This window comes from Candidatus Magnetaquicoccus inordinatus, assembly GCF_004217665.1.
Classification (GTDB): domain Bacteria; phylum Pseudomonadota; class Magnetococcia; order Magnetococcales; family Magnetaquicoccaceae; genus Magnetaquicoccus; species Magnetaquicoccus inordinatus.
In genome coordinates, this window is record NZ_RXIU01000030.1 from 1 (window position 1) to 24,324 (window position 24,324).

Below are 24,324 nucleotides of genomic sequence, written 5' to 3' on the forward strand. Positions count from 1 at the left end.
AGGTAGTAACCATCTGACCGATGCGGATCCAGTCCGGCATTCCAGAATAGTACAGATGATGCACCCACACCTCTCCCGAAACCACTACGATACCGATCATGCCATAGACCGCAGCTTTATAGTTGAAGATGCGGTTTTTGGCCATGGTGGCATAGATCTCATAGAAAATACCCATCGCCGGCAGGAAGATGACATAAACCGCCGGATGTGAATAGAACCAGAACAGGTTTTGATACAACAGTACATCACCACCATTGGCTGGATCATAAAAATGGGTGCCCAGATAACGATCAAAGAGCAGCAAAGTCACGGCAGCAGCCAACACCGGTACAAAAACCAACTGAATGATCAAAGCTGTGAAACAACCCCAGATAAACATGTTCAACTGCATCCAGCCCATTCCCGGAGCACGCATATAGATGATGGTAACCAGAAAGTTGACCGATGCCAGGATCGACGAAAAACCGATCAAATGCACAGTAAAGACATAGAGCGCCAGGTTGCCACCACTCTTGATGGAGTAAGGCGGATAGCCCGTCCACATAATATCTGGTTTGTCTGGCACCACAAAGGTCAGCAGAGCCACCACGATTCCCGCCCAGAACAGCCAGACCGACAGGGCATTGATGCGCGGAAAAGCCACATCCTTGGCGCCGATCATCAGCGGAATCAGATAGTTGGCGGCAAACCCGGTCAGCCCGGGAATCAGGAAGCCCAAAATCATGGCCGCACCATGAAAATAGAGCCACACATTATATTGGTCACCACCTGTATAGACATCTGAAACAATGGTTGCCCCAGGTGACATCTGCTCAATACGAATCAACAGTGCCATAATACCTGCAATGGCAAAGGCGGCAATCGAACCAATCAAATAGAGAATGCCAATCCTCTTGTGGTCGGTGGTAAAGATCCATTCCGACAGTTTGAATCCCGACGATGCTGTACTCATACGATCCAATCCTTCCGAATTATCCGTTGAAGGTCATAAGTGCGACGTATCTTAATCAGGCGCCCTGGCCGCCTTGCTTCATCTTGGCCAACCATTGGTCAAACTCAGCTTGCGGGATCGCTTTCACCTTGGTCCACATGAAAGAGTGACGGTTGCCGCAATATTCTGCACAGGTGGCAATTGTCTCCCCTGCCGCCTTGGGCTGGAACCATAAATAGGTGACCCGACCCGGCATCAGATCCTCTTTTACCCGATGCTCTGGCAAAAAGAATGAGTGCACCACATCTACCGAATTCATACGCAAAACAACCGGTTTTCCTACGGGAACAACCAGACCATCTCCGGTTTTGGAGTCGGGATCGAAAATGGTGGTTACGCCATTCTCATATTCAAAACTCCAGGTCCACATGCTGCCGGTCACTTTTACTTCCAGAGCATTGCGCGGTACATTGCGATACTCGTTCCAGACCGTCCACCCTTTCGCAGCCAGATAAAAGTCATCGGCCATAAACAAAAATGCCGGAACGGCAGCAAAGCTGATGGCAGCCAACTTGCTCAGTTGTGGAGCATCACCAACCTGCCCTTCGCTTGTTGCCCGGTATTTGAAGACCCAATACAGACCCGCTGCAAGAAATACCGCACCAATAATAAATAAATCGATTAATACGTCACGCCACAGATGGTTCCAACTGGCTGCAGGGTCTGGCGTCGCCCCTGGCGCGCCTGCCTGCGCCAGGATAGCCGTCAACCCGAGGCCCAACATGGCCATCGCGGAAACTACCCGTTTCATGAATGTTCTCCTCATTGTCTAGTGTTCTTGCGACGATGTATCAGGCGATAAATGCCTAACGACCCCAGCAGCAATCCAATCCCCAATACGAATGATCCGGCACCAATAAAAACCGGTATGTTAACCGTATAACGACCTTCCTTGAAATTATAGCTATAGCAAAGACTTACCAAATAATCGAGCGTTTCCGAGGGCTTGAATTGATTCGACTTGGCCTCCAGCAACGCCAACTCAATATCTTTTGCTGTAGCATTCATAATATTCAGATAACGCGCCACTCGCCCCTCACCATTCATGATCAAAATGACGGTCGGGTGAAAAAAGGTCTTATCGCGTGGCGACCAAAAAAATTTATAGCCAAATCTGGCCATCTCTGGCTGTATCCTCTCCGGGTCACGGAAAAGTGTGACATACCATCCCGGAGTCTGCTCTTTGGACAAGCCCAGATATTTACGAAAAGAGTCTATCGTATTTACTGTATCGTTCTTGTCAAAAGAGACAAACAGCACGTTATAATCATCCACTATGCGCAGCGCCTTGACATCTTTCAACAAAGTGCGCAGCGCCCCGCCTACCGTAAAGCAGGATCCATCACAGGTATAGTAGGCAGGCACCAAGATAAAGGGCCGTTCTGGAAATTGCTCAAACGGCAGAAGGCCACCATCTTCGGTAATCAGCGTCACATCCTTGCCGAAGCGGACACCTAAAAACTTTTCCTGATCGATGCGAAACAGATTGGGATCAATTTCCGAATTTTCAGTTGGTTTGGAAAAGGCCAGTGCCTCTGCGGCACCGGCCATCCAAATAAACAGGCACAGCCAAATCCAATTGCGGCATCCCATGTTTCGACCTGAACCCGCTTCTACCAGTAGTAGACTTGAGAGGCGACAAAGAACCAAACGATATCGACAAAGTGCCAGTATAATCCTGCGCAGAAGGTCAAATATTTATTGGTCAGACCCTTCATGGCCGCCAGCAGAATGGTCAGGAAGACACCAATTCCAACCAAAACATGGGAAGCATGAAAGCCGGTGATGGAATAAAAGGCCGAGCTGTAGGCATTGGTGGAGGGGGTAAACTTCATGTGCAGCAGGTGGCTGTATTCATAAACTGTGCAGCCCAAGAAAACCACACCCAGCACAATGGAGATTAATACCCAGGAGCGAAATCCCGCCTGATCATTTTGTTCGAGTTTGACCTCGGCCACATGATAGGTCAGGCTGGAGGTCACCAGAATCACAGTCATGATAATCGGCAGTACCAGATTCATGTCTGTGGGTGTCCCTGCTGGCGGCCAATCGGCACCAGCCGACAAGCGCATGGTCCAGTAGCCAGCAAAGATCGACAGAAAGATAAAAACCTCCGAGATAATGAACAGAGGCAGAGCAATCGGCGACAAACCTTCAACCAAAGGCTTGTGGGTCAAGGCTTCCCCTGTCCACTTGGCAATCCCCGCAATCAATAACGGTGTCCCAAGGCCAGCACTGACAATGGCCAACATGGCACTGTTATAGCTGAACCAACCGATAAAACCGAAAACGACCAAGAACAATACCCCGCCCACAATCAACAGTGGCGCCACACTGGTTTCCCAGTGATGTACATGCCCATGGCCTGACGCGGAATTTGCCATAATCCAACTCCTATACCCGGTTAGCATCGCCCATTGCGCCCTGTATTTTACAACAGAACACAACCCACTCAAGAATGGCAAAAAGATAACTTCCCACCCGGCATTTGTCAATTTGTTTTTTGCCATCCCGCAAAAATCACATTTTTTTTGTACATAGCCGGTTTTCGCCTACAGATTTTTCTCTGGCTTTCGTCAAAACTCCCACGTACCGTCGGGACGTCGGCAGGCCATTTTGACAACTGTTTCTCTTCTTCCATCAATAATGGATTCTATTTCTGCCTGACGACATGGTTGACCCGCAGCATTCTGGGTGGTTGAGCGCGGGGTCACGCTGTAATGGTGGCCATTATTGGGATTGGTCCAAGCTGTCGGCTGGTTGTCTGGCAACCGCTCATAGGCATGATTGATCCGTTGCCGATCCTGTTTATCCATTTCGTTGCCAACTGCATAACCTGCCAATCCACCCACCGCCGCTCCAATCAAAGCATTTTGACCGCGATTTTTGGCCGGACCAGCCAGACTGCCCAGCAATCCACCACCCAACGCCCCAACCCCAGCCCCTGCTTGGGCACGATTCTCTACACATCCTTGACAAAACAGTGTGCCAACCAACAAGAACACACCGGCCCATGATTTTTGCTTCATTTCTCCCATCTCTCATTCCTCCAGATTCTCAAGCAATGCCAATGCAACCCACAACCAACAGGAAACAAGGGCAAACAATATTATCCATTGCCAACCATCTACATTCGTATTAATGCAAAGTTGATGCGCACTTTGCTGCTCCTGGAAATTGACTGGCTATTTTCCATAAAACATGTCAGACTCAGGGTCACTTGGTTGCCTTGGATTTCGTCAACATTGTGCCGCTCTGACACCTCTTTCGGCAGCGGACCCGGCACGACAGCACATGATGAATGAGCTATTTCTTATGTCGGATAAGCAGGAACAAGCAAACAGTTTATATCCACCTGAAATGCCTCAGCACTCTGCAAGCGTTGTTGTTGCAGAACCTCTTCATGAGCCATGGTTGATTCTGGTTGTTGATGATGACGAAGATGTCCATAAACTCACTCGTCTCGTCTTGCGCGATCTCCGTTTTGACCACCGCCCCGTCACCTTTTTGCATGCCTATTCCGCCAGCGAAGCCTATGCGCTGTTATTAAAATATTCTGATGTCGCAGTACTGTTGTTGGATGTGGTCATGGAGACCGATCATGCCGGCTTGCACCTGGTCCGGCAAATTCGTGAACAGATCCGCAACTCCCTGGTACGCATCATCCTCCGTACCGGTCAGGCGGGACAGGCCCCCGAGTTAAAGGTTATTGCCGAATATGACATCAATGATTATCGGGAAAAAACCGAACTGACCAGTCAAAAACTGATCAGTGCCGTAACCGTCGCCTTGCGCGGCTATCGCGATTTGCTGACCATTCAACAGCTCTCGCAACAAAAACAGCAAACAGAAGAGCGCCTGAAAATTGTTACCACCATTTTTGAAGGCGCACTCACCGAGGCTGAAAAGCAGCTCAGCATCACCCAAAATGTCCTCGAACATGCCGTCGAAGGGGTCATGATCACCGATCGTACCGGCAAAATATTGGCCGTCAATCCCGCCTTCACGGCGATTACCGGCTTCTCTGCCGCTGAAGCAATCGGGCAAACACCACGTCTGTTGCGTTCCAACCGCCAAAAACACTCCTTCTACGAAAAAATGTGGCAGGAGATTTCCGATCATGGACACTGGAAAGGGGAGCTGTGGAATCGCCGCAAAAATGGCGAAGCCTATCCGCAATTTGCTACCATCACTGCCATTCGTGACCATAGCGGACAAGCCAGCCACTATATCAGCGTCTTCCATGATCTCACCCCACTGCAAGCAAGAGATCAAGCTCTCCGCTACGCCGGGCAACACGATACCTTGACCGGTTTGCCCAACCGGGATCTGTTCATGGATCGCCTGGCCCAGGCCATCGGCCACGCCAGCCGCAGTAATACCCGCATGGTCGTCCTTTTCTTCGATATTGATCGTTTTCAAAACATCAATAATCAATTGAACTTTTTGAGCGGTGACCAACTCCTGCAAGATATTGCCGGACGTCTGCGCGATTTTATCCGCGAAGGGGATACCCTCGCCCGTATGGGAGGCGACTCATTTGCCTTTATCCTGCGTGAAATTCGGCAACCCGAAGATGCTCTGGTGGTGGTCAATAAACTGGTCAAAGCTATCGCCCACCCCTTCATGGTTGGTCAAACCGAACTGCATATAACCACCAGTATCGGGATCACTCTCTACCCCGACGACGGCGAACAGCCTCTGGCCTTGGTCAAAAATGCAGAAATCGCCCTGACCCGCGCTAAAAATGCCGGTCGCGATACCTATCAGTTTTATAAACCAGCCATGGGTGATCAGGTGGATCGTCGCCTGATGATGGAAAAAGATCTGCGCGCCGCAATCGATAACCAGCAGTTTGTCCTCCACTACCAACCGAAAGTGGATGTGCAAAACAATCGCATCGTGGGCATGGAAGCTCTGGTACGCTGGAATCATCCGACCAGTGGCATGGTCTCCCCCGGTGAATTTATCCCTATCGCGGAAGAGAGCGGTTTGGTCATTCCTATGGGTGAATGGATCTTGCAGACCGCCTGCCGACAAACCCGCGTCTGGCTCGATGCCGGATTTGCCCCCCTCAAAGTGGCCGTCAACCTCTCCGCACGCCAATTTCGCCAACCCGGTCTTTATGCCCTGATTGCCAATGTCCTCCAGGAAACCGGCCTCTCTGCTGACTCCCTGGAACTGGAAATTACCGAAAGCATGATGGTCGAAAATGTCGAAGAGGCTATCCAGGTGCTCACCCAATTGCGCTCCCTCGGCCTCTCCATCGCCATGGATGATTTCGGTACCGGCTACTCCTCATTGAGTTATCTCAAACGCTTTCCCATCCAAACACTAAAAATCGATCGCTCCTTTATTCGGGATCTGCCACACCATGCCGATGATGTCGCTATCGTCCGTGCTATCGTCGCCATGGGCAAAAGTCTGCGCCTGCAAGTGGTCGCTGAAGGAGTAGAAAATAAAGAACAACTAGATTTTATTGCTGAAAATCGCATCGACGAAATCCAAGGATTCTTCTATAGTCGGCCACTGCCCGCCGATGCTTTTGTTCGTTTGCTTCAGGAAAAAAAGCCGTTATAATACACTTTACCAATGGATCGGACCCAACGCTGAAACTGGGAAGCCGCACACAAAAAACAACCATACCCCGCAAACCGGGGTTGCAAAATTCAACCGCAAGGAGAAACCGATGCACGGATATTCCAGAAAAAAAACCGGGTTGATGTGGGCAATCCTCTCCGCATCCCTGGCGTTCGCTGCCACGGGATCGACCGCCGAAGAGAGCTCTTTGGTGAGTTTCAAAAGTGATGTGATGCCCATCCTGCAATACCGTTGTCTGGAATGCCACCGTGCCGATGGTCCCGGCGTCGCCTACAGCGGTCTTAACCTGGAAAGCTATGAAGGGTTGATGAAGGGAACTCGCTTCGGACCTGTCGTCGTTCCCGGCAACGCCATGGTCAGCAATCTCAACGTCCTGGTTGAAGGTCGCGCTGGTATTCGTATGCCCCATAACCGCAAGCGCCTCACCCCGTGCGAAATTCAAGTATTGCGGAATTGGGTCACCCAAGGCGCCAAAAACAATTAGTCCACATGTCCACGCCTGTATACCGGGTTGTCAAGGCTGTAACCTCGGCCTCTACACAAGGACGTGCGCCCTCCCTCTTATATATGTGAGCACATTTTTCGGATGAGACCTCGCACTGCTGTTATCCCCGTTGCCGGTTTGGGAACTCGCTTCCTGCCCGCTACCAAAGCCATGCCCAAAGAGATGTTGACCGTTGTGGACAAACCACTGGTCCAGTATGCCGTAGAAGAGGCCTTCGCTGCTGGCATCGAACGCATCATCTTCGTCACCGGGCGCGGCAAAGAGATGTTGGCCGACCATTTTGACTATACCCCTGAATTGGAAGAGTCTCTGCGCAATCGCAACCGCCAGGATCCCTTGCAACAGATCCGTTCATTGGTTCCCTCTGCTGGATGCCTGATCTATACCCGGCAAAATGAACCATTGGGGCTTGGTCATGCCATTTGGTGTGCCCGTCATCTGGTCGGTGATGGTCCCTTTGCTATCCTGCTCCCAGATGATCTGGTCTGGTCTGGTCCACAACATCCTCCCGTCATGAAACAGATGTGCGACCAGTATGAATCCTTGCAACACTCCATGGTCGCCATCATGAATGTCGAGGCCCAGGAGACCAATAAATATGGCATTCTCGACCCCCTCACCGCTCCAGAATCCTCCACATCCCCTCTGGTGCAAGCCAAAGGATTGGTCGAAAAACCTGCTCCCCATCTCGCTCCTTCGCGTTTGGCCATCATCGGCCGCTATATTTTGCGCCCAGAAATTTTCTCTCTCCTGGGCAAAAAACAGACCGGGGCCGGAGGTGAAATTCAACTTACTGATGCCATGGCAATGCTGATGCAAAACCATCCCATCTATGGCTTTCTCTTCCAAGGCACACGTTACGACTGTGGAGACAAGGTTGGTTTCCAAATGGCCAATCTGGCTCTCGCCATGGAACAACCGGAAATGCGTACCCGTCTCTTGCCGTTCCTGAATACCCAACTCAGCCATTGGCAAACCCAACCTGCCAGCTCAACCAACTCTTAACAGACAGGATCGGGTATGCGCATTACCATCATCGGTTCAGGATATGTCGGACTGGTCTCAGGTGCCTGCTTCTCCGAATTTGGCATCGATGTTACCTGCGTCGATAACGATGCCGACAAGGTCGCACGCCTGCAACGGGGTGAAATCCCTATTTTTGAGCCTGGGCTTGATCTGCTGGTCGAACGCAACAGCGCTGCCGGACGCCTTCATTTTACCACCTCCTTGCCTGAAGCGGTGCGCCAAAGCGAGTTGATCTTTATCGCTGTCGGCACCCCAGAGAGGCGTGGCGATGGGGCGGCAGATCTGCAATATGTTTATGAAGCGGCCAGACAGGTGGCCCCCCATATCAAAAATTTTACCACCGTCGTTACCAAATCCACTGTGCCAGTCGGTACCGGTGCGCAAGTGGCGGCCATCATCCGGGAAACCAATCCAGAAGCCGATTTTGCCATGGCTTCCAACCCGGAATTTTTGCGTGAGGGCTCTGCCATCGAGGATTTTATGCGCCCTGATCGGGTGGTCATAGGGGTCGAAGAGAGCCGCGCCGAAACCGCTTTGCGCAGTCTCTACCGCCCGCTCTATCTGATTGAGACACCCATTCTGGTAACCAATATCGTCACCGCCGAACTGACCAAATATGCCGCCAACGCTTTTCTGGCCACCAAAATCATGTTCATCAACCAAATCGCCAACCTCTGCGAAGCGGTGGGAGCCGATGTGCATGCGGTTGCCAAAGGGATGGGACTCGATCGGCGCATCGGCAATAAATTTCTCCATCCCGGCCCAGGCTATGGTGGCTCCTGCTTCCCCAAAGATACCATTGCTCTGACCCGTACCGCCGCACTGCATAATGAACCAGTAACCATTGTCGAAAGTGTCATCGCTGCCAACGACCTGCAAAAACAGCGCATGGCCCACAAAATTATCCGTGCCATGAATGGCGAATTGCACAAAAGCACCCTGGCTGTCTTGGGCTTGACCTTCAAACCCAATACGGATGATATGCGCGAAGCTCCCGCTTTGACCATCCTGCCCATCTTGCAGGAACAGGGTGCCACGCTGCAGGTCTTCGATCCAGAAGGAATGGCCGCGGCCCGCCGCCATCTGCCTGATCTGCACTATTGCCATAACGCTTATGAAGCTTGCCAAAATGCCGATGCCGTGATCATCTTGACCGAGTGGAACCAATTTCGCAATCTGGATCTGGCTCGTATCCAAGCTTCCATGCGGCCGCGGCCGGATGGCCGCTATCTTTTTTGTGACCTGCGCAATATCTATGTCCCTGAAACTCTGCGCCAGGCCGGTTTTCTTTATGTAGGAGTAGGACGTGGTTAATCTTGCACATATCTTCCGGGAATATGACATTCGTGGCGTCGCTGGAAGCGAACTCTCTGAATCCCTGGTCCGCGATTTGGGGATTGTCTTTGCCGCTCATGTTCAAGAACTGCGCAGTCGCAGCGAACCCATGACGATTGTAATCGGTCGCGATGGCCGCCACTCCTCTCCTTCCCTGGCCAAAGCCTTGGCAGAAGGGTTGGCATATGGTGGTGCCATTGTCATCGATTGCGGTTTGCTGCCCACCCCAGCCCTCTATTTTGCCAACCACCATTTCAACGCCGATGCCGCCATTATGCTCACCGGCAGCCATAATCCCCCAGAGTATAATGGCCTGAAGATGGTGCGCGACGGACGCTCGGTCTATGGCCAAGAGATCCAGCTCCTTCGTCAGCGTCTGCAAAACGGGGCTGTTCCTCTCCCAGAAGCAGCAGAAATCCGCAGCGGTCGGGTCTTGGAGCGCTATCTGCAACGTATCTTGGCTGACTATTCCCCCGGACGCTCCATCCAGGTTGTGCTCGATTGCGGCAATGGCGCCACTGGCGTCGTCGCCCCTGAGCTGTTAAACCGTCTACCCGGCGTGGCCGGTGAGGTGCTCTATGCCGAGGTGGATGGCAACTTTCCCAATCATCACCCCGATCCCACCATTCCCGCCAATCTGCAAGCTCTCTGGCACCATATGCAGGAGACTGATGCCGAATTAGGTATCGCCTTTGACGGAGATGGTGATCGTATCGGCGCCCTGGATGAAAAGGGTAAAATCGTCTGGGGTGATCGCTTGATGATTCTCTTTGCCCGGCAAATCCTTGCCAAACAGCCGGGTGCCACCATTATCGGTGATGTCAAATGTTCGCAACTGCTCTTTGATGCCGTCGCCGAGGCCGGTGGTGAACCTTTGATGTGGAAAACCGGGCACTCCCTGGTAAAAACCAAAATGCGTGAAACCGCTGCTCCTCTTGGTGGGGAGATGAGTGGCCATCTTTTCTTCGCCGACCGCTACCTGGGTTATGATGATGCTCTGTATGCCGCAGTGCGTCTTATTGAACTGGTTGCCAGTGGTCCAGAAACCCTCTCCGAGCGTCTGCGCAACTTGCCAGAAAGCTTCTCCTCGCCGGAATTGCGCCTGGAGTGTCCCGATGATCGCAAATTTCAGGTCATGGAACGTATTCGTCTCAAACTGGAAGCACAGGGCAGCTCATTCTCTGCCATAGATGGCGTGCGCGTGCACACCCCCCAAGGCTGGTGGCTGTTACGAGTCTCCAACACCCAACCGGCCCTGGTCGCACGCATGGAAGCAACCAGTCGTGAGCACCTGCAACTCTTGGCTCAGGAGCTGGCCGCTATCTTGGCCGACGAAAAGATCCTGCTGCCTGAGTGGCAGGAAGCATAATGGTGGCTGGCGCTCCATTCGGTTGCCCATTCTGATGACGACGAATCCGCTCTCCGTTACTGTGGCAGGCATCACCCTCGCCTCTCCCCTTCTCCTGCTCTCTGGCTGTGCAGGCTTTGCAGAGGAGTTTGCCGCCATTGAGGGCTTTGATTTTTCCTCAATCGGTGCCATTTGCTTGAAGGGTACCACACTGGAGCCACGCCTGGGCAACGCTCCGCCACGCCTGGCTGAAACTCCTGCAGGCATGCTCAATGCCATTGGATTGCAAAATCCGGGAGCAAAATATGTGGTCGGACAAATCCTGCCCCGTATCGCCCATCTCCCCACTAAACTGATCGCCAATATCGCTGGCTCCAGCATTGCCGAATATGGTGAAGTGGCCAGAGTGTTTGACAATAGCCCTGTCGCTGCCATCGAAATCAATATTTCCTGCCCCAATGTCAAAGAGGGAGGTGCCGCCTTTGGCGCCGATCCCCAAGCCGCAGGCGCTGTTGTTGCGGCCGTTCGCCAAGCAACCAGCAAACCGATTATCACCAAACTCTCCCCCAATGTGACCGATATTCGCAGCATCGCCCACGCCGCCATCGATGCCGGGAGCGACGCCTTCTCAGCCATTAATACCTTGATGGGCATGGCTATCGATATTCATAGCAGAAAACCGATCCTGGGCAATCGGCAAGGGGGACTCTCTGGACCTGCCATCAAACCGATCGCCTTGCTCAAAGTCTGGCAACTCTACCAATTGACCAAACCACTTGGCATTCCCATAATCGGGCAAGGGGGAATAGCTTGCACTGAAGATGCCGTGGAGTTTTTCCTGGCGGGCGCCAACGCTGTCGGTATCGGTACGGCTCTGTTTCGTAATCCACTGCTGCCACAGCGCATCCATGAGCAACTGCGGCAATATCTAGAGAATCACGGCTTCTCTTCGGTTGCGGCATTGACGGGAGCCATGAACCTTGCCTAAACTGCAGCGTCACGGTAGCCACCCTATCGGAATATTTACTACCGCAACTTCGGCCAGGATTTTATGCCAATGATGACACGTTTTATTGCACTCTTTTTTGCTTGCTGTCTGCTCCTTTCCCAATCTGCCTATGCTGCTGCTACGGCTGGGCATTCGTCAAATAGCTCCGGAGGAAAACAAATGGTGGTGCTGACAACTTCCCTTGGTGAAATCACCATCGCGCTGGACGCAGAAAAAGCGCCCATCACCGTGAAAAATTTTCTCGACTATGTCGATGCCCAGTTCTATGACGGGACCATCTTCCATCGTGTAATCAAAGGCTTTATGATCCAAGGTGGTGGATTTACTACTGAAATGCAACAAAAGAGCACCAATCCCGCCATCCGCAACGAAGCCGATAATGGTCTGAAAAATTTGCGTGGCACCATTTCTATGGCCCGCACCTCCAACAAGGATAGTGCCACCGCGCAATTTTTTATCAATGCGGCAGACAACTCCTTCCTCGATCATGGTGCGCGTGACTTTGGCTATGCCGTTTTTGGGCAGGTTGTAAAAGGCATGGAGGTCGTCGAACGTATCGAAGCTGTGCGCACCGGCTGGCAGGATGTACCTGCTGAACAGGTCATTATCCACTCCATTCGCCGCGCTGCTCCCTCTTCCTCTCAACCAGCGGCTGGTCAGGGTTCCTCCGCACCGCCATGATTACTACCCCCTGTAAATCGTTTTGCTGTATCCGCATCCATAACACGGAAGCACTCAAATCAGCTTTTGCTGAAGCAGATTGGATAGCGCTTTTTACCCGCTTTTATGTGATTGTCAAAGAACAGGTTCTTCTGCATGAGGGTGAGCTGGTGCGCTCCCTTGGTGATGGCTTGTTAGGAGCTTTTATGCAAACGGAACAAGCTCTGCAATGCGCCATCGCTATTCAGGAAAGCTTGATCCATAAAATACCCTATGCCTCCACTGGCTTCTCCTGCAAAGCAGCAGTTGCCAGTGGACCTTATTATCGCTTTGCCATTGACGATAGCCTTTTTGACTATCTGGGCACCGCGGTCGATATTGCGCAACAGCTCTGCGAACGGGCCAACGGGAATGCTGTTTTGTTGCATCATCCTCCCATGTCCGCCGATTCCTTACTGCCGATCCAGTCCCAAGCGGGTGTGCAACAGCAAAGAACCTTGGAAGAGTATTATTTCGAGCAGCCTCTGTGCAAACTGCAAGGAATTAAATCACCAGTGCGCTCCTATGCCATTTTCTGGCAGGCGGTCGCCCATCACTACCATACCTCCCAACCGATGGGAGAGTTTCGTTGCAAAAGCGAAGAGGAACCGGAACAACCAGCCGTACAGTTTGGCAAGGTGACGGCATTTAAAAAAGAGCGAGGCTTTGGCTTTATTCAATATTTTTCCGATGAAAATGAATATCGCGAAATCTATTTCCATATGAGTTATGTTGTTGGACAGGCGGTGATCCAAGAAAACGACCATGTACAATTTGTGATCAAACCGGGCAAAGAGGGACGTCCGCAAGCCTGCTCTGTCCTGGTCATGGGTGGAAGAATGATCGGTCAGGTTGCCGACCTGGCAAGCGATGGCTCCGGCTATATTACCATTCGCAATCAGGCTTCAGAGGTCATCCGCTTTTTGATCTTGCCGCATGTCAGCCGTCATCTGCCTCTGCGAATGAACGATGTGGTAGAATTTGTGGTCGGGTCGGGATCAGAATCTGAAGGTCTGATCGCAACCGAAATAACCCTGCATCCCAGTGACAAACTGCCGCATACTACCGAAACTGGTGATAATCTCTCTCTGGGCACCATCGAGCAAGCGATTGTTACCGTCTATTTTGCCGACAAGGGTTATGGATTTGCCAAATGCCGTCGCAACAATATCTATGTCCACGTTTCAGAGTTGACCGATCCTGAACATATCCCCGCACCCGGTGAATTGATTGAGTTTGAGGTCTCGCCCGGAAGAGACGGCACCTATCGCGCCAATAATATCCGTTCTGTACAACGTAAAGAATAATGTTGCCGAGCAAAAGCAGGCAGCAAAGCGCAGAACATTATGCAAGCATGATAAATATTGTTTGAAAAGGACAAAAAAAAGCACAGTTGTTACTGTGCGGAATAAAATGGACCATGATCCATCCGCGCGTCAGACACTGCCCGGAAAAATCGAACCCAATTGCCGCACACTCTCTTCCATAGAACATCCTTGCTCCACCGGCTGCCGTAAATAGTTCCGAATCGGAGTAATCAACTTCAGCGCATTGTCAATCTGCGGATTGCTGCCAGCCACATAGGCACCAATATTAATCATATCCTCTGCCCGGCTATAGGTGGCTAAAGCCTCGCGAAAACGTCCTGCCCAGCGCTTCTGCTTGACATCCACCAGGGACTCCATCAAACGCGACAACGACTCCAAAATATCAATTGCCGGATATTGGTTGGCCGCGGCCAGGGCACGGGATAGCACGATATGTCCATCCAGAATACCGCGAACCGCATCCGCTACCGGATCTTGCAGATCATCCCCTTCAACCAAAATGGTATATAATCCGGTAATACTGCCATCCCCGCCATCACGGCCTGTCCGCTCCAGCAAACGCGGCAGCAACATGAATGTAGAGGGCGGATAACCGCGTGTCGTCGGCGGCTCGCCTCGTGTCAACCCCACCTCACGTTGCGCCATGGCAAAACGGGTCACCGAATCCATCAGCAATAAAACATGCTGATTGCGCGCACGAAAATATTCGGCTATGGATGTCGCCAAAAATGCCGCCCGTAAACGCAATAACGGGGGCTGATCCGAAGTGGCAACCACTACCACCGAGCGCGCCATCCCCTCCGGTCCTAAATCCTTCTCTATAAACTCTACAACCTCACGGCCACGCTCACCTACCAGAGCAATCACATTCACATCTGCCGTGGTATAGCGCGCCATCATGCCCAACAAGGTACTCTTACCAACACCTGATCCAGAAAATATTCCTACCCGTTGCCCCTGCCCAATGGTCAACAAACCATTAATCGCCCGCACACCCAGATCAATCACTGAATCAATGCGTCGCCGCAACATGGGGTTGACCGGGTCGGCATATAACGGTACCCGCTCTGGCAAAACCAAAAGCGGGCCCCCATCCAATGGTCCCCCCATCGGATCGATGACCCGCCCCAATAACGCTTCCCCTACCGCAACATCTTCAGGACGGCCATGGGAGACTATGCGACTGCCAGGATGAATGCCACGCAATGGTCCTAAAGGCATCAACAACAAAGATTTATTGCGAAACCCAACCACTTCTGCCTTGATTGGCTCCGCGCCATCTTCCGGCCATATTTGACACATATCACCGATGGACGCCGCCGGACCATCTCCCTCTACCAATAGGCCCACCACCTGCACAACCTTACCCGTGCGCAACAAACCCAGCTTGCCACGAGCAGAGTGCTGATAATCGGTCCAAGGAATGTCAAGCGACTTCATCGTCTTCCTTCAGTGACTCTGCTGCCAGTTGTGCCAGAGCAGCCTCATCCTCGGCCAGGGAAGCGCCAGCGCTGGCCTTCAAGCCATCTGGGCCACCATCAACCGCATCCTGTTCCTCCCCTCCGGATACAAAATCCTGCTCTTCTACAAGAGGAAGCTCTTCCAACCCCACTGCTGCACCATCCTCCAAAGCTGTAGCACCATCCTGCTCCGCTTCACTTTCCGCCCAGTGGGAAGCACTCACTCTCCCTGACAGGGCAGTCGACACAATGGTCTCTTCCATATAGGAGGCATCATCCTCTTCATCCAAAAAGGAGCCTACCAAACTGGATCCACTGCGACTGGGATGATGCCACCCCTCTTCTTGATCTCTCTCTTGCTCTGCCAGCGCACCCGCAATCTCTTCCAAGCGTACCGCCCCTACCGCAGATGCAGCCGATGAGCGCCAGGCACCCTCATCCGCACGCGCTGCACCGGCCGCCGCTGCTGCTGCCGGCACCTGTGGCGCTGCCGCCACCCCCGCGTGCGGCTGTATGGCCGCGGCTGGCTTGACTGCAGGAAGATGCAAAGGCCGACCTTGCGCTGCCAGGCGCGAAGCATACACTGTCGTCGCTGTCGCTATATCCTCGTTACCGCTGGCCAGCAAACGATCCAGCAAAAAACTGCGGATACCAGCCTCCATATCGGCCAGTTGCCGCTCCAAATCATCTTCCATGCCACCAAAATCACTGGTCATGCGTACCGATCCCGGCCCCACTGAACCGTCCGCTTCAATACGCAACTTTTCAAAACCAGGCAACTGTTGTAATAATGCCGCACTGTCCGGCGCCACATAAATGACTATATCGCGTCGCCCAGCCGCCTGCTCCAACAGACGTTGCACCCGGTGGCTAATCTCTTCCGGGTTGATCGTCAACTCGTGCGCGACCAACTCCCGCGTCAGGGTTATCGCTGTCTCCAGCAAAAAGCGTTCCGCACTGGCAAAAATACGCTTTGGTAGACCATCCAGTTGCCGCAAAACCGCCTCAAATTGCGGCAACAGGCGCGACATCTCACGCTCCATCGCCTGCTCACCTAAAGCCAATCCTGCCTCTTCTCCGGCAGCAAACGCCTTTTGATAGGTCTCGCGCTCAATGGCTTCCAAGCGTCGCCGATGCAGCTCATCCACAGACAGCTCCGGCGGTTTGCTCTCCTGCTCGCTGCCAGGCAAGCTTCCATCCGGTAAAAAATGGACAAATTTTTCCCGCTGTGCTCCGGCGTCAGCAAGCAGATCCCGAAAGGAGACCCGTTGCGGCTCGACATCCAGCTCTTCCTGCTTGATGACACTGTCACTAACTACCGCCATGCCTCCCCTTCCCTACCTGTCATCTTTGCGGCTATACCATCGGTCACTGCCAGCAGCAACTCCGGTTACATCACCATGTCATCAGAACCTTTGCCCATAATCACAATCGAGCCTTCTGCTTCCAAACGACGCGCCGCTTTGAGAATAGATTGCTGTGCGGACTCCACATCGACAACCTTGACCGGTCCCAGGAGCTCCAAATCTTCCCGTAACATTTCGGCTGCACGCTCCGACATGTTTTGGAAAAATTTCTCGCGCAAACGGTCGTCAGCACCCTTCATCGCTGTCAGCAGTTCATCGTTGGAAATCTCACGCAGCAAGGTCTGGAAGCTGCGATCATCCATCAGCAACAAATCTTCAAACAAGAACATCTCTTTGCGCACACTTTCGGCCAAAGGATTGTCCTCTTCGTCCAAATAGGCCAACAGTTTGTCGGAGACCTCCCGACTCATCAGGTTCAACAACTCGGCCACCTTCTTGGTGCCACCACCCTCTTGTTGCCGTCCACTACGTGCCACACCCAGGGCATTCAGCTCGGTAAGCAAAGAAGCCTCAATATCCTCCAGTGCACCAGGGGGCAGCGTATTCATGCGCGCCATACGATAGACAACCTGCTGCTGCATCTCTGTGTTGAGATGATCGATTACTTGCGCCGCATGTTCTTGTTGCAATTGGGAGATAATCAAGGTGACACTCTGCGGATGCTCGGCAGCCAGAAAGGTGGCTACCAAAGCGGGCTCCATACCGTTCATGACCTCCCAGGGAGTACTCTTGGGACCGGTCTGGACCTCTTTCAAGAGTTGACGTGCCCGCTCCTTGCCTAGCGTCTTGGTCAGCAAATCGCGAACCCGATTCTGCCCACCACGCACGTCAAACATTTTTAACTCAAACTTATCCAAAAACTCCTGCCGTACTGCCTGCACAGCATCGGGTGGCATCACCCCCATGCGCGAAATCACTCGAGAAATTTCGCGCAGTTCATTCTCCTGCATTCCCTCCATGAGCTTTTTGGCATCTTCATCCGGCAAGGATAACAAAAATATCCCCGCCTTCTCTTTGCCACTCAACCGCATTTTTGCGGAGGTTCCACGCCGGGAAACGGAATCACCACCACTGTTATCCCATGCCTGTGTGTCCATATGCACTCCATCCGCTGCAAACAGAAATCCATTCAGCTATTGACTAATACTATTCTTTATGCCAACTGATCACTCTGAAGCTTTTGCCACATAACATCTGCTGGTTGCAGCAGATGTTGCTGGATCCATGGAGCGTGGCAAAGGATAATTTGCCGCTATTCAGCCCTCCGTTCCCAGCAAAGAGAACGCATCAAGCTCTTCGACCTTCTCGTTATAGGGAACAGCAGCTCTAATCTTGCGCCATCCAACTGCGGATAATCTCGCGTGCCTCTTCTGGATTGTCGTTGATCATCTGCTGTGCCATCTTGATGCTGCGATCAGGTGTCCGTAGCCGCATCGGCTCCTCAGAGGGTAACGCACCAACACCCTCCGCCACCAATTGCTGATCCAACTCTGCAACTGCAGCCGGAATACCAGTGCTCTCCGCCGTCCGCTCGCCAGTGAGAAACTCCTCGATCATCGGCTTCAACACCAGAATCAACAGCGCCAGAATTGCCGAAGCCAGCATGAACTGCAGCCAAAAATCTGCCGACTGCCAGAAACGTGGCGAAGTATCTTCTGCTGTTGGTACCCGCTCAAAGGGCACGCTCGCCATCTCAATGGTATCGCCACGCTTGTTGTCAAAGCCAACCGCACGCTCGACAATCTTCTGCAGACGCACCATCTCCTCTTCAGAGCGTTTTTTGTTGCCTGTCTTCTCCCCTGAAGTACTCTCCTCTGGTGTATCGACCAATACCGCTACCGATAACCGTTTAATGGTACCTACTGGCAACAAAATCTTATTGATGGTCTTGGAAATTTCATAGTTGACCGTGTCGCGTTCGGTATTGCGACTCTGTGTCGAACCACTGGAACCACTCTTGGCGGTATCATTGGCATCGTTGGCACGTACTCCTGGCGTACCGCCAACACCGAAATCGCCGCGACTGTTTTCATTGACCGATTGCTCACTGCGCGGTACACCACCTTGGCCAGTGGGATCATAAATCTCTTCCTGCCGTTCGGTGCGCGACAGATCCAGTTCAGCAGTGATACGCACAATGCTGCGGCTGACACCACTGGGACTGATACCAATCACCTTGTCCAACATCGCCTGGGCCCGATCCTCCAGACCCTTTTCCACCTGCTGCTGCAGGGTCAAGGTCTCCTCGGTCCCCAAACGCCCATCCTTCGGAGAACCGCGACCGCCAGCAATCAAATTACCCTTGCCATCCAGCAAGGTGACATTGCTTTCATCCAACCCCTCTACCGCTGTGGCTACCAAATGCACAATCCCCTCTACCTGCTTGGGCTGCAATGGTCGCGACAACTCCATAATCACCGATGCCGTTGCCGGCTTCATCTCGGTCACAAACAGTGATGGCTTCGGCAGAACCAGATGCACCCGTGCCGTATGCACCGAATTGATGCTCTCTATGGTGCGCGCCAACTCTCCCTGCAGGGCCCGTTGATAATTCATGCGCTGCATGAAATCGGTCATCCCCACCAGGTTGCTCTTGTCAAACAACTCAAAACCGACACCATTGCTGCCCTGCTTCGGCAAACCCTGCGTCGCCAACTCCAGGCGCAAATCATAAACCCGATCCGCCGGAACATCAATCGAGGTACCACCAGGTCCAATCTGATACGGTACCTTCATCTTGTTCAATTGCTCGATGATCCGGCCCGTCTCCTCCTGCGGCAACCCAGAAAACAACATCTTGTAGGCAGGCCGTGTGGCAAACCAAATCATCACGGTCAAAGCCAACAAGGTCATTCCTATCGCCAAAATAAGCCCATTGCGACCACCTAATGGCAACTGTGCCAAATAGCGGGTCACCGTATCAATCAAATTCATGGGTGTCTGAGGCGCGACAGCGGGTGATTCAGCCATGGTATTTTGTTTCCATAGTCACTACTTCAGAATGGTACAACCTTATACACCAACTCCCTCTTCTCTTTTGCCACAGCAAGATTTGAGCGGAATCAGTGCCACCAGAATGCCAATAGACTATGCAGTCGGCATCGTCATGATCTCATGATATACTTCCAACGCCTTGTTGCGTACCTGCAACAATAACCGCAAATGCAGCTCCGCTTCTGAAGCAGCAATCTGCGCCTCATGCAGGCTGACACCAGCATTACCCAATAAAGCACGTTCCGTCAAGTCTTTGGATTCCTTTTGCAGCCGATCTGTCTCTTTGATCTGCTGCGCCAGCATGGTCGAAAAGCTTTCCCATGCCTCACCCTTGCCGCTGCTCGTTACGCTGCTGGTCAGAGAAGGTAACATGCTTGGCAACGGCACTCCCGATACTCCATGCAACGACATGCTGCACCTCCTTCATCAACGTCCAATTTCCAACGCCTTCAAGGCCATCGCCTTGGAAGCATTCAATACCGTCACATTGGCCTCATACGCATGCGAAGCAGCCATCATGTTGACCATCTCTGTGACCGTGTCCACATTCGGCATCTCGACATATCCATCCGCCTTGGCATCAGGATGGCTCGGATCATATTGCCGCCGTGGCGGACGTTCATCAATATGGACCCTCTCCACCGCAACCCCTGTCGAACCAGCAATCTGCTCCTGACTCAACATCTCGTCAAACGGTTGTGCCGCAAATACCGGATCACGACGCTTGTATGGCCCACCCTCCACAGTGCGCGTGGTCTGTGCATTGGCCACATTTTCTGCCGTAATATTCATCCGCATCCGCTGCGCCGTCAAAGCTGATGCCGTTACTCGAAACGACGTCAAAAAATCCATCCTGACCCCCTGCCGCTGATCTGTTGCAACGAATGATCCCTGACCACTCAAACTCTCTCAGAGCTTGTGAATAAATCTACTGTGCAGCTCATGGGCGGCGTTGCAGACTCATTCGCTCCTCGCCTATCTGCTTGATATGTCTCGTCGCTCATTCGCCTGCGCCCTGCCCATAAGCCTGCTCGCGACGATTTCTTCACAAGCTCTCAGGTCTTGCAAGACAACTAGCGTGTATTGCCGTCGATCATCATGCGCATCGTGCTGATTTGACTGCTTAACGACTGCGCTGCATAGTTGTACAGCAGTTGGTTGGCAGATTGCATTGCCATCTCCTGCTCCAAATTGACACTGTTGCCATCACCTTTCGGAATCGGAGTCTCCACATCCTGCAAACGACCTGCCACCGGCCCCTCATATCTTTTCGGTAAATGCGAAACGGTGGTTCTGGCCATCGGCAACTCATCACGCGGCGGAAGCGACTCCTTCAAAACATCTTCAAATTCAAAGCGCTTGGCCTTGTAGCCCGGGGTATCCGCATTGGCCACATTGGAGGTGATGATCTCCTGACGCTGCTGCCGCAGATCCAGCAGATTGGCCTTAAACTCCCCTGCCGCTCCCAGCAAACTGAACTCTGCCATCACTCTCTCCCCGGCCCCTTTGCTCACCTGCCTGGCTGTAACCCGGCACGAGAGCAAAAAATAATACATTATCCTGATGCTTACCCACACCCTTACCAGAGCATAGGCAGCACACACCGCTCTCCGCCCGGTAGAATGACAATTCCCACAAGAAAATGCAATTTATTTTTCCGTTTTAGGATACGATTTCACCAAATTTCTCTGCATCTCTCACATTGTTAGGCGATCTCCCATCCAGCCATTTTCACTACATCGAGTGACTATGCGCTTCCAACAAATTGCTCTTCAATCCTCTCCCGCAACTGTTGTGCCACCTGGCGAATCCGCTTGGCACACTCCTCTGGCCAACTTGCTGCACGCAGCTCCTCTGGATGATAGGGGTAGAGTACCGCCCGTGAAGAGGCTGCATAGGCTCCGTTACCCCGCTCTCCTGCAGCCGCAACTATGGCCTGCAATGATCCTCCTTGAGCACCAATCCCCGGCAACAAAATCAGTGCATGCGGCGCCAATCCCCGCAAGCGTTGTGCCATCTCGGGATAGGTCGCCCCAACCACCATCCCTACCTGGGCATACCCTTCCTCGCCTTCCGTTCCCTTGCCCCACTGCGCAACAAGTGTTGCCATTTTCTCCGCAACCGTCAATCCTGGCACCCCCTCCTCGCATAATGCTCTATCCTGCAGCTCCCCAGAAGAGGGATTGGAGGTCTTGGCTAATACAAACAATCCCGCTTTCCGGTTGACCTCCTGAAAAGGGCGAATACCATCACTGCCCAAATAGCCGTTGACCGTCAAAGCATCTACCTGCCAACTGTTGGCCTCCGCAAAGAGAGGATGGCGTGGTGCCAACCAGGCTGTCGCATATGCCGCAGCGGTATGGGCCACATCGTTGCGCTTGGCATCCATGATCACCAACAAACCCTGCTCCCGTAGCAGGGCAATGGTCCGCTGTAAAGCGCGCAAACCGGCAAAACCATACTGCTCATAAAATGCCGCCTGCGGCTTATAGGCCGCCGCCAGATCTGCCGTCGCCTCTATCACAACCCGGTTAAAGGCAACAATCATCTCCTCCAGCAGCTCATGATCCGCTTCCTGTTGCAATCTCTCCTGCACATATCCCGGAAAGGCGTCGATCTGGGGATCCAGACCCACAATCACCCGTGAACGACACTGCCTTGCCCGTTCCAACAAACGATCGGAAAAATATCTCTGCTCCTGCATCCTGCTCACCCTATCTTGGCCAAACCGGGAAACCATTGCATCAACCAAACGGAAATTTGATTGAAACCACCCATCATGATCAATAGCCCTACCAGCACCAACAGACCTCCTGATACCTGTTCAATCCGCTGCAGATGGTTACGAATACGCGAAAAAAACAGGAAAAAATGGTTGATAGCCAACCCGGCTAAAACAAACGGTATCCCCAAACCAGCCGAATAGACTGCCAATAACACAATCCCCTGCTGCACACTCTCCTGACTGCCAGCAATTGCCAAAATACCAGCCAGAATGGGCCCCACACAAGGCGTCCAGCCAAACGCAAAAGCCAGACCAATCAGGTAGGCTCCCCACAAACCCGGTGGCTTGCGCTGCAGGTTAAAGCGCGCCTCTTGATTCAACACGGCAACACGCAAAATACCCATATAGTGCAAGCCAAACAGGATGATTAGTCCCCCACCAATTTGCGCCAAAATCTGCATATATTGCAGCAACCAACGACTCAACAGTGTCGCCGAAGCCCCCAACAAAATAAAGACTGTGGCAAAACCAGAGACAAAAAACAGGCTAAACAAGGCAATCCGCCAAGGCTGCGCCCCCCGCTCTGTCCCACTCTGCATGCCTGCCACCGAAACACCACTCATAAAACTGATATAAGCCGGCACCAACGGCAAAACACATGGCGAAACAAAAGAGAGCAATCCCGCCAATAGTGCGGTAGCCACTGTCACATTTTCCATAACCTACGCACTCCCTGTCTCTTTTGGCTCCACAACCATCTCTGTCAACCAAGCCAGATAATCGGCCTGCGCCTGCACAACGGCTGTTGCCACAATTTCTGGCACCTCATAGGGATGCAGCTCGCGCAAACGCTCCTCCAACCGTGGATAGAGGGAGCTCCGTGTTTTGATAAGCAGAGTCCACTCCTGCTCCTCCTGCACAACCCCCTGCCAACGATAGATCGAGCGCCCTGCCGGCAACAGATGCACACAGGCTACCAACTGCTCCTCAACCAATTGCCGCCCCAAACGCAAGCCAGTTTCCTGGTCGGCAACCGTGCTCCACACCAAGAGCATCTCCGTTGTCATCGCCTCAGCCTCTCCCCTATTTACTGGCTGCCACTTTGCCAAGATAGGAAGCGACCCAATCCTGCAATGCTGCTGCCGTCACCCCTCCCATCTTGGTCGCAACCACCTTTCCCTGACGATCCAACAGCTTGCTTACCGGCAAACCAAATACCCCGCCCAACTCTTTGGCCAACTGGTTTAATTTTACCGAATCTCCATAAATCACCGGATAGCGAACCTCCTCCTTGGCAAGAAAGCTGCGCAACTGCTCTGGTGTCGAGGGATCCATGTACGTCACCCCCACAACCATGGCCCCTTTGCCAGCATTCTGTTCATGAAATTGATTCAACTCTGGAATCTCTTCCAAACAGGGAGGACACCAGGTTGCCCAAAAATTGACTACCACCACCTGCCCACGCAAATCGGCCAGGCGCAGCTTTTTGCCATCCACCGTATTAAACAGCAACTCCATGGCCGCTGAGCTCTCCCCCGCCTGTGCCCCAGGCAGAAGAATCCACCAGAAAGCCAAAACAATCGCCAAACGCAATAGGCTCCCGGCTGAACGCACAAACCATTTATTATTGAACGGTTGACCTGCCATACTCCTCCTCCTGTTTTTTGCGGTGGCTGCCCATCACCTCAGCACAAGCGGATCATGTTGCAATATGCTACTTGAAAGGTCAACAGGTTGGCGTCATCATACAGGGCAATCGCATTTGAAAATCAGAAAACTATTATGGAGGTCCAGGAGGAGATTGTCTCCTCCTGGTGGGTGCAGGGCAAAGCCCTGCTGGTAATGTGCGGCGTTTCACAAAAGCGAATGCGTAGCATTCGCGCACGCCGCACAGATTTGTGCCCCAAAGGGGCACTCTTTGGGAGGGCGGACGCCC

At 52.7% G+C, this 24,324-nt stretch carries 24 protein-coding genes; 8 read left to right on the top strand and 16 right to left on the bottom strand.

Features of this window, described 5'->3' with window-relative positions; all coding sequences use genetic code 11:
* The 5 genes from EJP87_RS04210 to EJP87_RS04230 form a co-directional block, all read right to left on the bottom strand.
* Positions 1-952 (bottom strand): cytochrome c oxidase subunit I (locus EJP87_RS04210; RefSeq protein WP_193771130.1); only part of this gene is annotated, 952 nt, incomplete at its 3' end.
* A gap of 55 nt (positions 953-1,007) precedes the next feature.
* Entirely contained in the window at positions 1,008-1,742 is a 735-nt protein-coding gene (locus EJP87_RS04215; RefSeq protein WP_193771131.1) for a cytochrome c oxidase subunit II, read from the bottom strand.
* An 11-nt stretch (positions 1,743-1,753) separates the two neighbouring features.
* Entirely contained in the window at positions 1,754-2,542 is a 789-nt protein-coding gene (locus tag EJP87_RS04220; RefSeq protein WP_130470614.1) for an SCO family protein, read from the bottom strand.
* A gap of 62 nt (positions 2,543-2,604) precedes the next feature.
* Entirely contained in the window at positions 2,605-3,375 is a 771-nt protein-coding gene (locus tag EJP87_RS04225; protein ID WP_193771132.1) for a cytochrome c oxidase subunit 3, read from the bottom strand.
* A 192-nt stretch (positions 3,376-3,567) separates the two neighbouring features.
* A complete protein-coding gene (locus tag EJP87_RS04230) occupies positions 3,568-4,029 on the bottom strand; it encodes a glycine zipper domain-containing protein (protein ID WP_227657448.1) in 462 nt (153 codons plus the stop codon).
* A gap of 376 nt (positions 4,030-4,405) precedes the next feature.
* Between EJP87_RS04230 and EJP87_RS04235 the strand changes: the two genes are divergently transcribed.
* The 8 genes from EJP87_RS04235 (at position 4,406) to EJP87_RS04270 (ending at position 13,821) form a co-directional block, all read left to right on the top strand.
* The gene (locus tag EJP87_RS04235) at positions 4,406-6,571 is read left to right on the top strand and encodes a putative bifunctional diguanylate cyclase/phosphodiesterase (protein WP_193771133.1); all 2,166 of its coding nucleotides are present in this window, start codon (positions 4,406-4,408) and stop codon (positions 6,569-6,571) included.
* Between the two features lie 109 nt (positions 6,572-6,680).
* Positions 6,681-7,076: a c-type cytochrome domain-containing protein gene (locus EJP87_RS04240; RefSeq protein ID WP_227657449.1), complete on the top strand. Its 396-nt coding sequence runs from the start codon at positions 6,681-6,683 to the stop codon at positions 7,074-7,076.
* 102 nt (positions 7,077-7,178) lie between these two features.
* Positions 7,179-8,102: a UTP--glucose-1-phosphate uridylyltransferase GalU gene (gene galU, locus EJP87_RS04245; protein ID WP_130470617.1), complete on the top strand. Its 924-nt coding sequence runs from the start codon at positions 7,179-7,181 to the stop codon at positions 8,100-8,102.
* A 15-nt stretch (positions 8,103-8,117) separates the two neighbouring features.
* Positions 8,118-9,437 (top strand): UDP-glucose dehydrogenase family protein, encoded by a 1,320-nt coding sequence (locus EJP87_RS04250; RefSeq protein WP_130470618.1) that lies wholly within the window; start codon positions 8,118-8,120, stop codon positions 9,435-9,437.
* Positions 9,430-10,827, top strand: a complete 1,398-nt coding sequence (locus EJP87_RS04255) for a phosphomannomutase/phosphoglucomutase (protein ID WP_130470619.1) — start codon at positions 9,430-9,432, stop codon at positions 10,825-10,827. The genes EJP87_RS04250 and EJP87_RS04255 overlap by 8 nt, the downstream gene beginning before the upstream one ends.
* A gap of 34 nt (positions 10,828-10,861) precedes the next feature.
* On the top strand, positions 10,862-11,794 hold the full coding sequence (locus EJP87_RS04260) for a dihydroorotate dehydrogenase (protein WP_130470620.1): 933 nt from the start codon (positions 10,862-10,864) through the stop codon (positions 11,792-11,794).
* A gap of 69 nt (positions 11,795-11,863) precedes the next feature.
* Positions 11,864-12,496: a peptidylprolyl isomerase gene (locus tag EJP87_RS04265; RefSeq protein ID WP_420886842.1), complete on the top strand. Its 633-nt coding sequence runs from the start codon at positions 11,864-11,866 to the stop codon at positions 12,494-12,496.
* Complete coding sequence (locus EJP87_RS04270) at positions 12,493-13,821, top strand: cold shock domain-containing protein (RefSeq protein WP_130470622.1); 1,329 nt, start codon at positions 12,493-12,495, stop codon at positions 13,819-13,821. Before EJP87_RS04265 ends, EJP87_RS04270 begins: the two co-directional genes overlap by 4 nt.
* Before the next feature lie 129 nt (positions 13,822-13,950).
* Here the strand turns inward: EJP87_RS04270 and EJP87_RS04275 are convergent, their stop codons facing one another.
* The 11 genes from EJP87_RS04275 to EJP87_RS04325 all read right to left on the bottom strand — a co-directional run bounded on the left by EJP87_RS04275 (position 13,951) and on the right by EJP87_RS04325 (position 24,035).
* Positions 13,951-15,282, bottom strand: coding sequence for a FliI/YscN family ATPase (locus EJP87_RS04275; protein ID WP_130470623.1), 1,332 nt, complete (start codon positions 15,280-15,282; stop codon positions 13,951-13,953).
* Positions 15,269-16,627 (bottom strand): FliH/SctL family protein, encoded by a 1,359-nt coding sequence (locus tag EJP87_RS04280; protein ID WP_130470624.1) that lies wholly within the window; start codon positions 16,625-16,627, stop codon positions 15,269-15,271. The genes EJP87_RS04275 and EJP87_RS04280 overlap by 14 nt, the downstream gene beginning before the upstream one ends.
* A 65-nt stretch (positions 16,628-16,692) precedes the next feature.
* Positions 16,693-17,766: a flagellar motor switch protein FliG gene (gene fliG, locus EJP87_RS04285; RefSeq protein ID WP_130470625.1), complete on the bottom strand. Its 1,074-nt coding sequence runs from the start codon at positions 17,764-17,766 to the stop codon at positions 16,693-16,695.
* Positions 17,767-17,995: 229 nt separating this feature from the next.
* Positions 17,996-19,639 carry a flagellar basal-body MS-ring/collar protein FliF gene (gene fliF, locus EJP87_RS04290; protein ID WP_130470626.1) on the bottom strand — a complete coding sequence of 548 codons (1,644 nt, stop codon included), beginning with the start codon at positions 19,637-19,639 and terminating at the stop codon, positions 17,996-17,998.
* Between the two features lie 117 nt (positions 19,640-19,756).
* Positions 19,757-20,074, bottom strand: coding sequence for a flagellar hook-basal body complex protein FliE (gene fliE / locus EJP87_RS04295; RefSeq protein ID WP_130470627.1), 318 nt, complete (start codon positions 20,072-20,074; stop codon positions 19,757-19,759).
* Between the two features lie 15 nt (positions 20,075-20,089).
* Positions 20,090-20,515, bottom strand: coding sequence for a flagellar basal body rod protein FlgC (flgC, locus tag EJP87_RS04300; RefSeq protein ID WP_130470628.1), 426 nt, complete (start codon positions 20,513-20,515; stop codon positions 20,090-20,092).
* Between the two features lie 221 nt (positions 20,516-20,736).
* Positions 20,737-21,150, bottom strand: a complete 414-nt coding sequence (flgB, locus tag EJP87_RS04305) for a flagellar basal body rod protein FlgB (protein ID WP_193771134.1) — start codon at positions 21,148-21,150, stop codon at positions 20,737-20,739.
* Positions 21,151-21,410: 260 nt separating this feature from the next.
* Positions 21,411-22,367, bottom strand: coding sequence for an orotidine-5'-phosphate decarboxylase (pyrF, locus tag EJP87_RS04310; RefSeq protein WP_193771135.1), 957 nt, complete (start codon positions 22,365-22,367; stop codon positions 21,411-21,413).
* A 5-nt stretch (positions 22,368-22,372) separates the two neighbouring features.
* Positions 22,373-23,107, bottom strand: a complete 735-nt coding sequence (locus EJP87_RS04315; RefSeq protein ID WP_130470631.1) for a cytochrome c biogenesis CcdA family protein — start codon at positions 23,105-23,107, stop codon at positions 22,373-22,375.
* A 3-nt stretch (positions 23,108-23,110) separates the two neighbouring features.
* On the bottom strand, positions 23,111-23,455 hold the full coding sequence (gene cutA / locus EJP87_RS04320) for a divalent-cation tolerance protein CutA (RefSeq protein WP_193771136.1): 345 nt from the start codon (positions 23,453-23,455) through the stop codon (positions 23,111-23,113).
* 16 nt (positions 23,456-23,471) lie between these two features.
* On the bottom strand, positions 23,472-24,035 hold the full coding sequence (locus EJP87_RS04325; RefSeq protein WP_130470632.1) for a TlpA family protein disulfide reductase: 564 nt from the start codon (positions 24,033-24,035) through the stop codon (positions 23,472-23,474).
* Positions 24,036-24,324: the final 289 nt, after the last annotated feature.

What these genes read in the sequence shown, in the direction of transcription:
- cutA (WP_193771136.1), bottom strand. Translation starts at nt 23,455, where the DNA reads ATGACAACGGAGATGCTCTTGGTGTGGAGCACGGTTGCCGACCAGGAA.
- EJP87_RS04240 (WP_227657449.1), top strand. Translation starts at nt 6,681, where the DNA reads ATGCACGGATATTCCAGAAAAAAAACCGGGTTGATGTGGGCAATCCTC.
- galU (WP_130470617.1), top strand. Translation starts at nt 7,179, where the DNA reads ATGAGACCTCGCACTGCTGTTATCCCCGTTGCCGGTTTGGGAACTCGC.
- fliG (WP_130470625.1), bottom strand. Translation starts at nt 17,766, where the DNA reads ATGGACACACAGGCATGGGATAACAGTGGTGGTGATTCCGTTTCCCGG.
- EJP87_RS04270 (WP_130470622.1), top strand. Translation starts at nt 12,493, where the DNA reads ATGATTACTACCCCCTGTAAATCGTTTTGCTGTATCCGCATCCATAAC.
- fliE (WP_130470627.1), bottom strand. Translation starts at nt 20,074, where the DNA reads ATGTCGTTGCATGGAGTATCGGGAGTGCCGTTGCCAAGCATGTTACCT.
- fliF (WP_130470626.1), bottom strand. Translation starts at nt 19,639, where the DNA reads ATGGCTGAATCACCCGCTGTCGCGCCTCAGACACCCATGAATTTGATT.
- EJP87_RS04225 (WP_193771132.1), bottom strand. Translation starts at nt 3,375, where the DNA reads ATGGCAAATTCCGCGTCAGGCCATGGGCATGTACATCACTGGGAAACC.
- EJP87_RS04220 (WP_130470614.1), bottom strand. Translation starts at nt 2,542, where the DNA reads ATGGCCGGTGCCGCAGAGGCACTGGCCTTTTCCAAACCAACTGAAAAT.
- EJP87_RS04265 (WP_420886842.1), top strand. Translation starts at nt 11,864, where the DNA reads ATGATGACACGTTTTATTGCACTCTTTTTTGCTTGCTGTCTGCTCCTT.
- EJP87_RS04315 (WP_130470631.1), bottom strand. Translation starts at nt 23,107, where the DNA reads ATGGAAAATGTGACAGTGGCTACCGCACTATTGGCGGGATTGCTCTCT.
- EJP87_RS04250 (WP_130470618.1), top strand. Translation starts at nt 8,118, where the DNA reads ATGCGCATTACCATCATCGGTTCAGGATATGTCGGACTGGTCTCAGGT.
- EJP87_RS04280 (WP_130470624.1), bottom strand. Translation starts at nt 16,627, where the DNA reads ATGGCGGTAGTTAGTGACAGTGTCATCAAGCAGGAAGAGCTGGATGTC.
- EJP87_RS04260 (WP_130470620.1), top strand. Translation starts at nt 10,862, where the DNA reads ATGACGACGAATCCGCTCTCCGTTACTGTGGCAGGCATCACCCTCGCC.
- EJP87_RS04325 (WP_130470632.1), bottom strand. Translation starts at nt 24,035, where the DNA reads ATGGCAGGTCAACCGTTCAATAATAAATGGTTTGTGCGTTCAGCCGGG.
- pyrF (WP_193771135.1), bottom strand. Translation starts at nt 22,367, where the DNA reads ATGCAGGAGCAGAGATATTTTTCCGATCGTTTGTTGGAACGGGCAAGG.
- EJP87_RS04275 (WP_130470623.1), bottom strand. Translation starts at nt 15,282, where the DNA reads ATGAAGTCGCTTGACATTCCTTGGACCGATTATCAGCACTCTGCTCGT.
- EJP87_RS04230 (WP_227657448.1), bottom strand. Translation starts at nt 4,029, where the DNA reads ATGGGAGAAATGAAGCAAAAATCATGGGCCGGTGTGTTCTTGTTGGTT.
- flgC (WP_130470628.1), bottom strand. Translation starts at nt 20,515, where the DNA reads ATGGATTTTTTGACGTCGTTTCGAGTAACGGCATCAGCTTTGACGGCG.
- flgB (WP_193771134.1), bottom strand. Translation starts at nt 21,150, where the DNA reads ATGGCAGAGTTCAGTTTGCTGGGAGCGGCAGGGGAGTTTAAGGCCAAT.
- EJP87_RS04215 (WP_193771131.1), bottom strand. Translation starts at nt 1,742, where the DNA reads ATGAAACGGGTAGTTTCCGCGATGGCCATGTTGGGCCTCGGGTTGACG.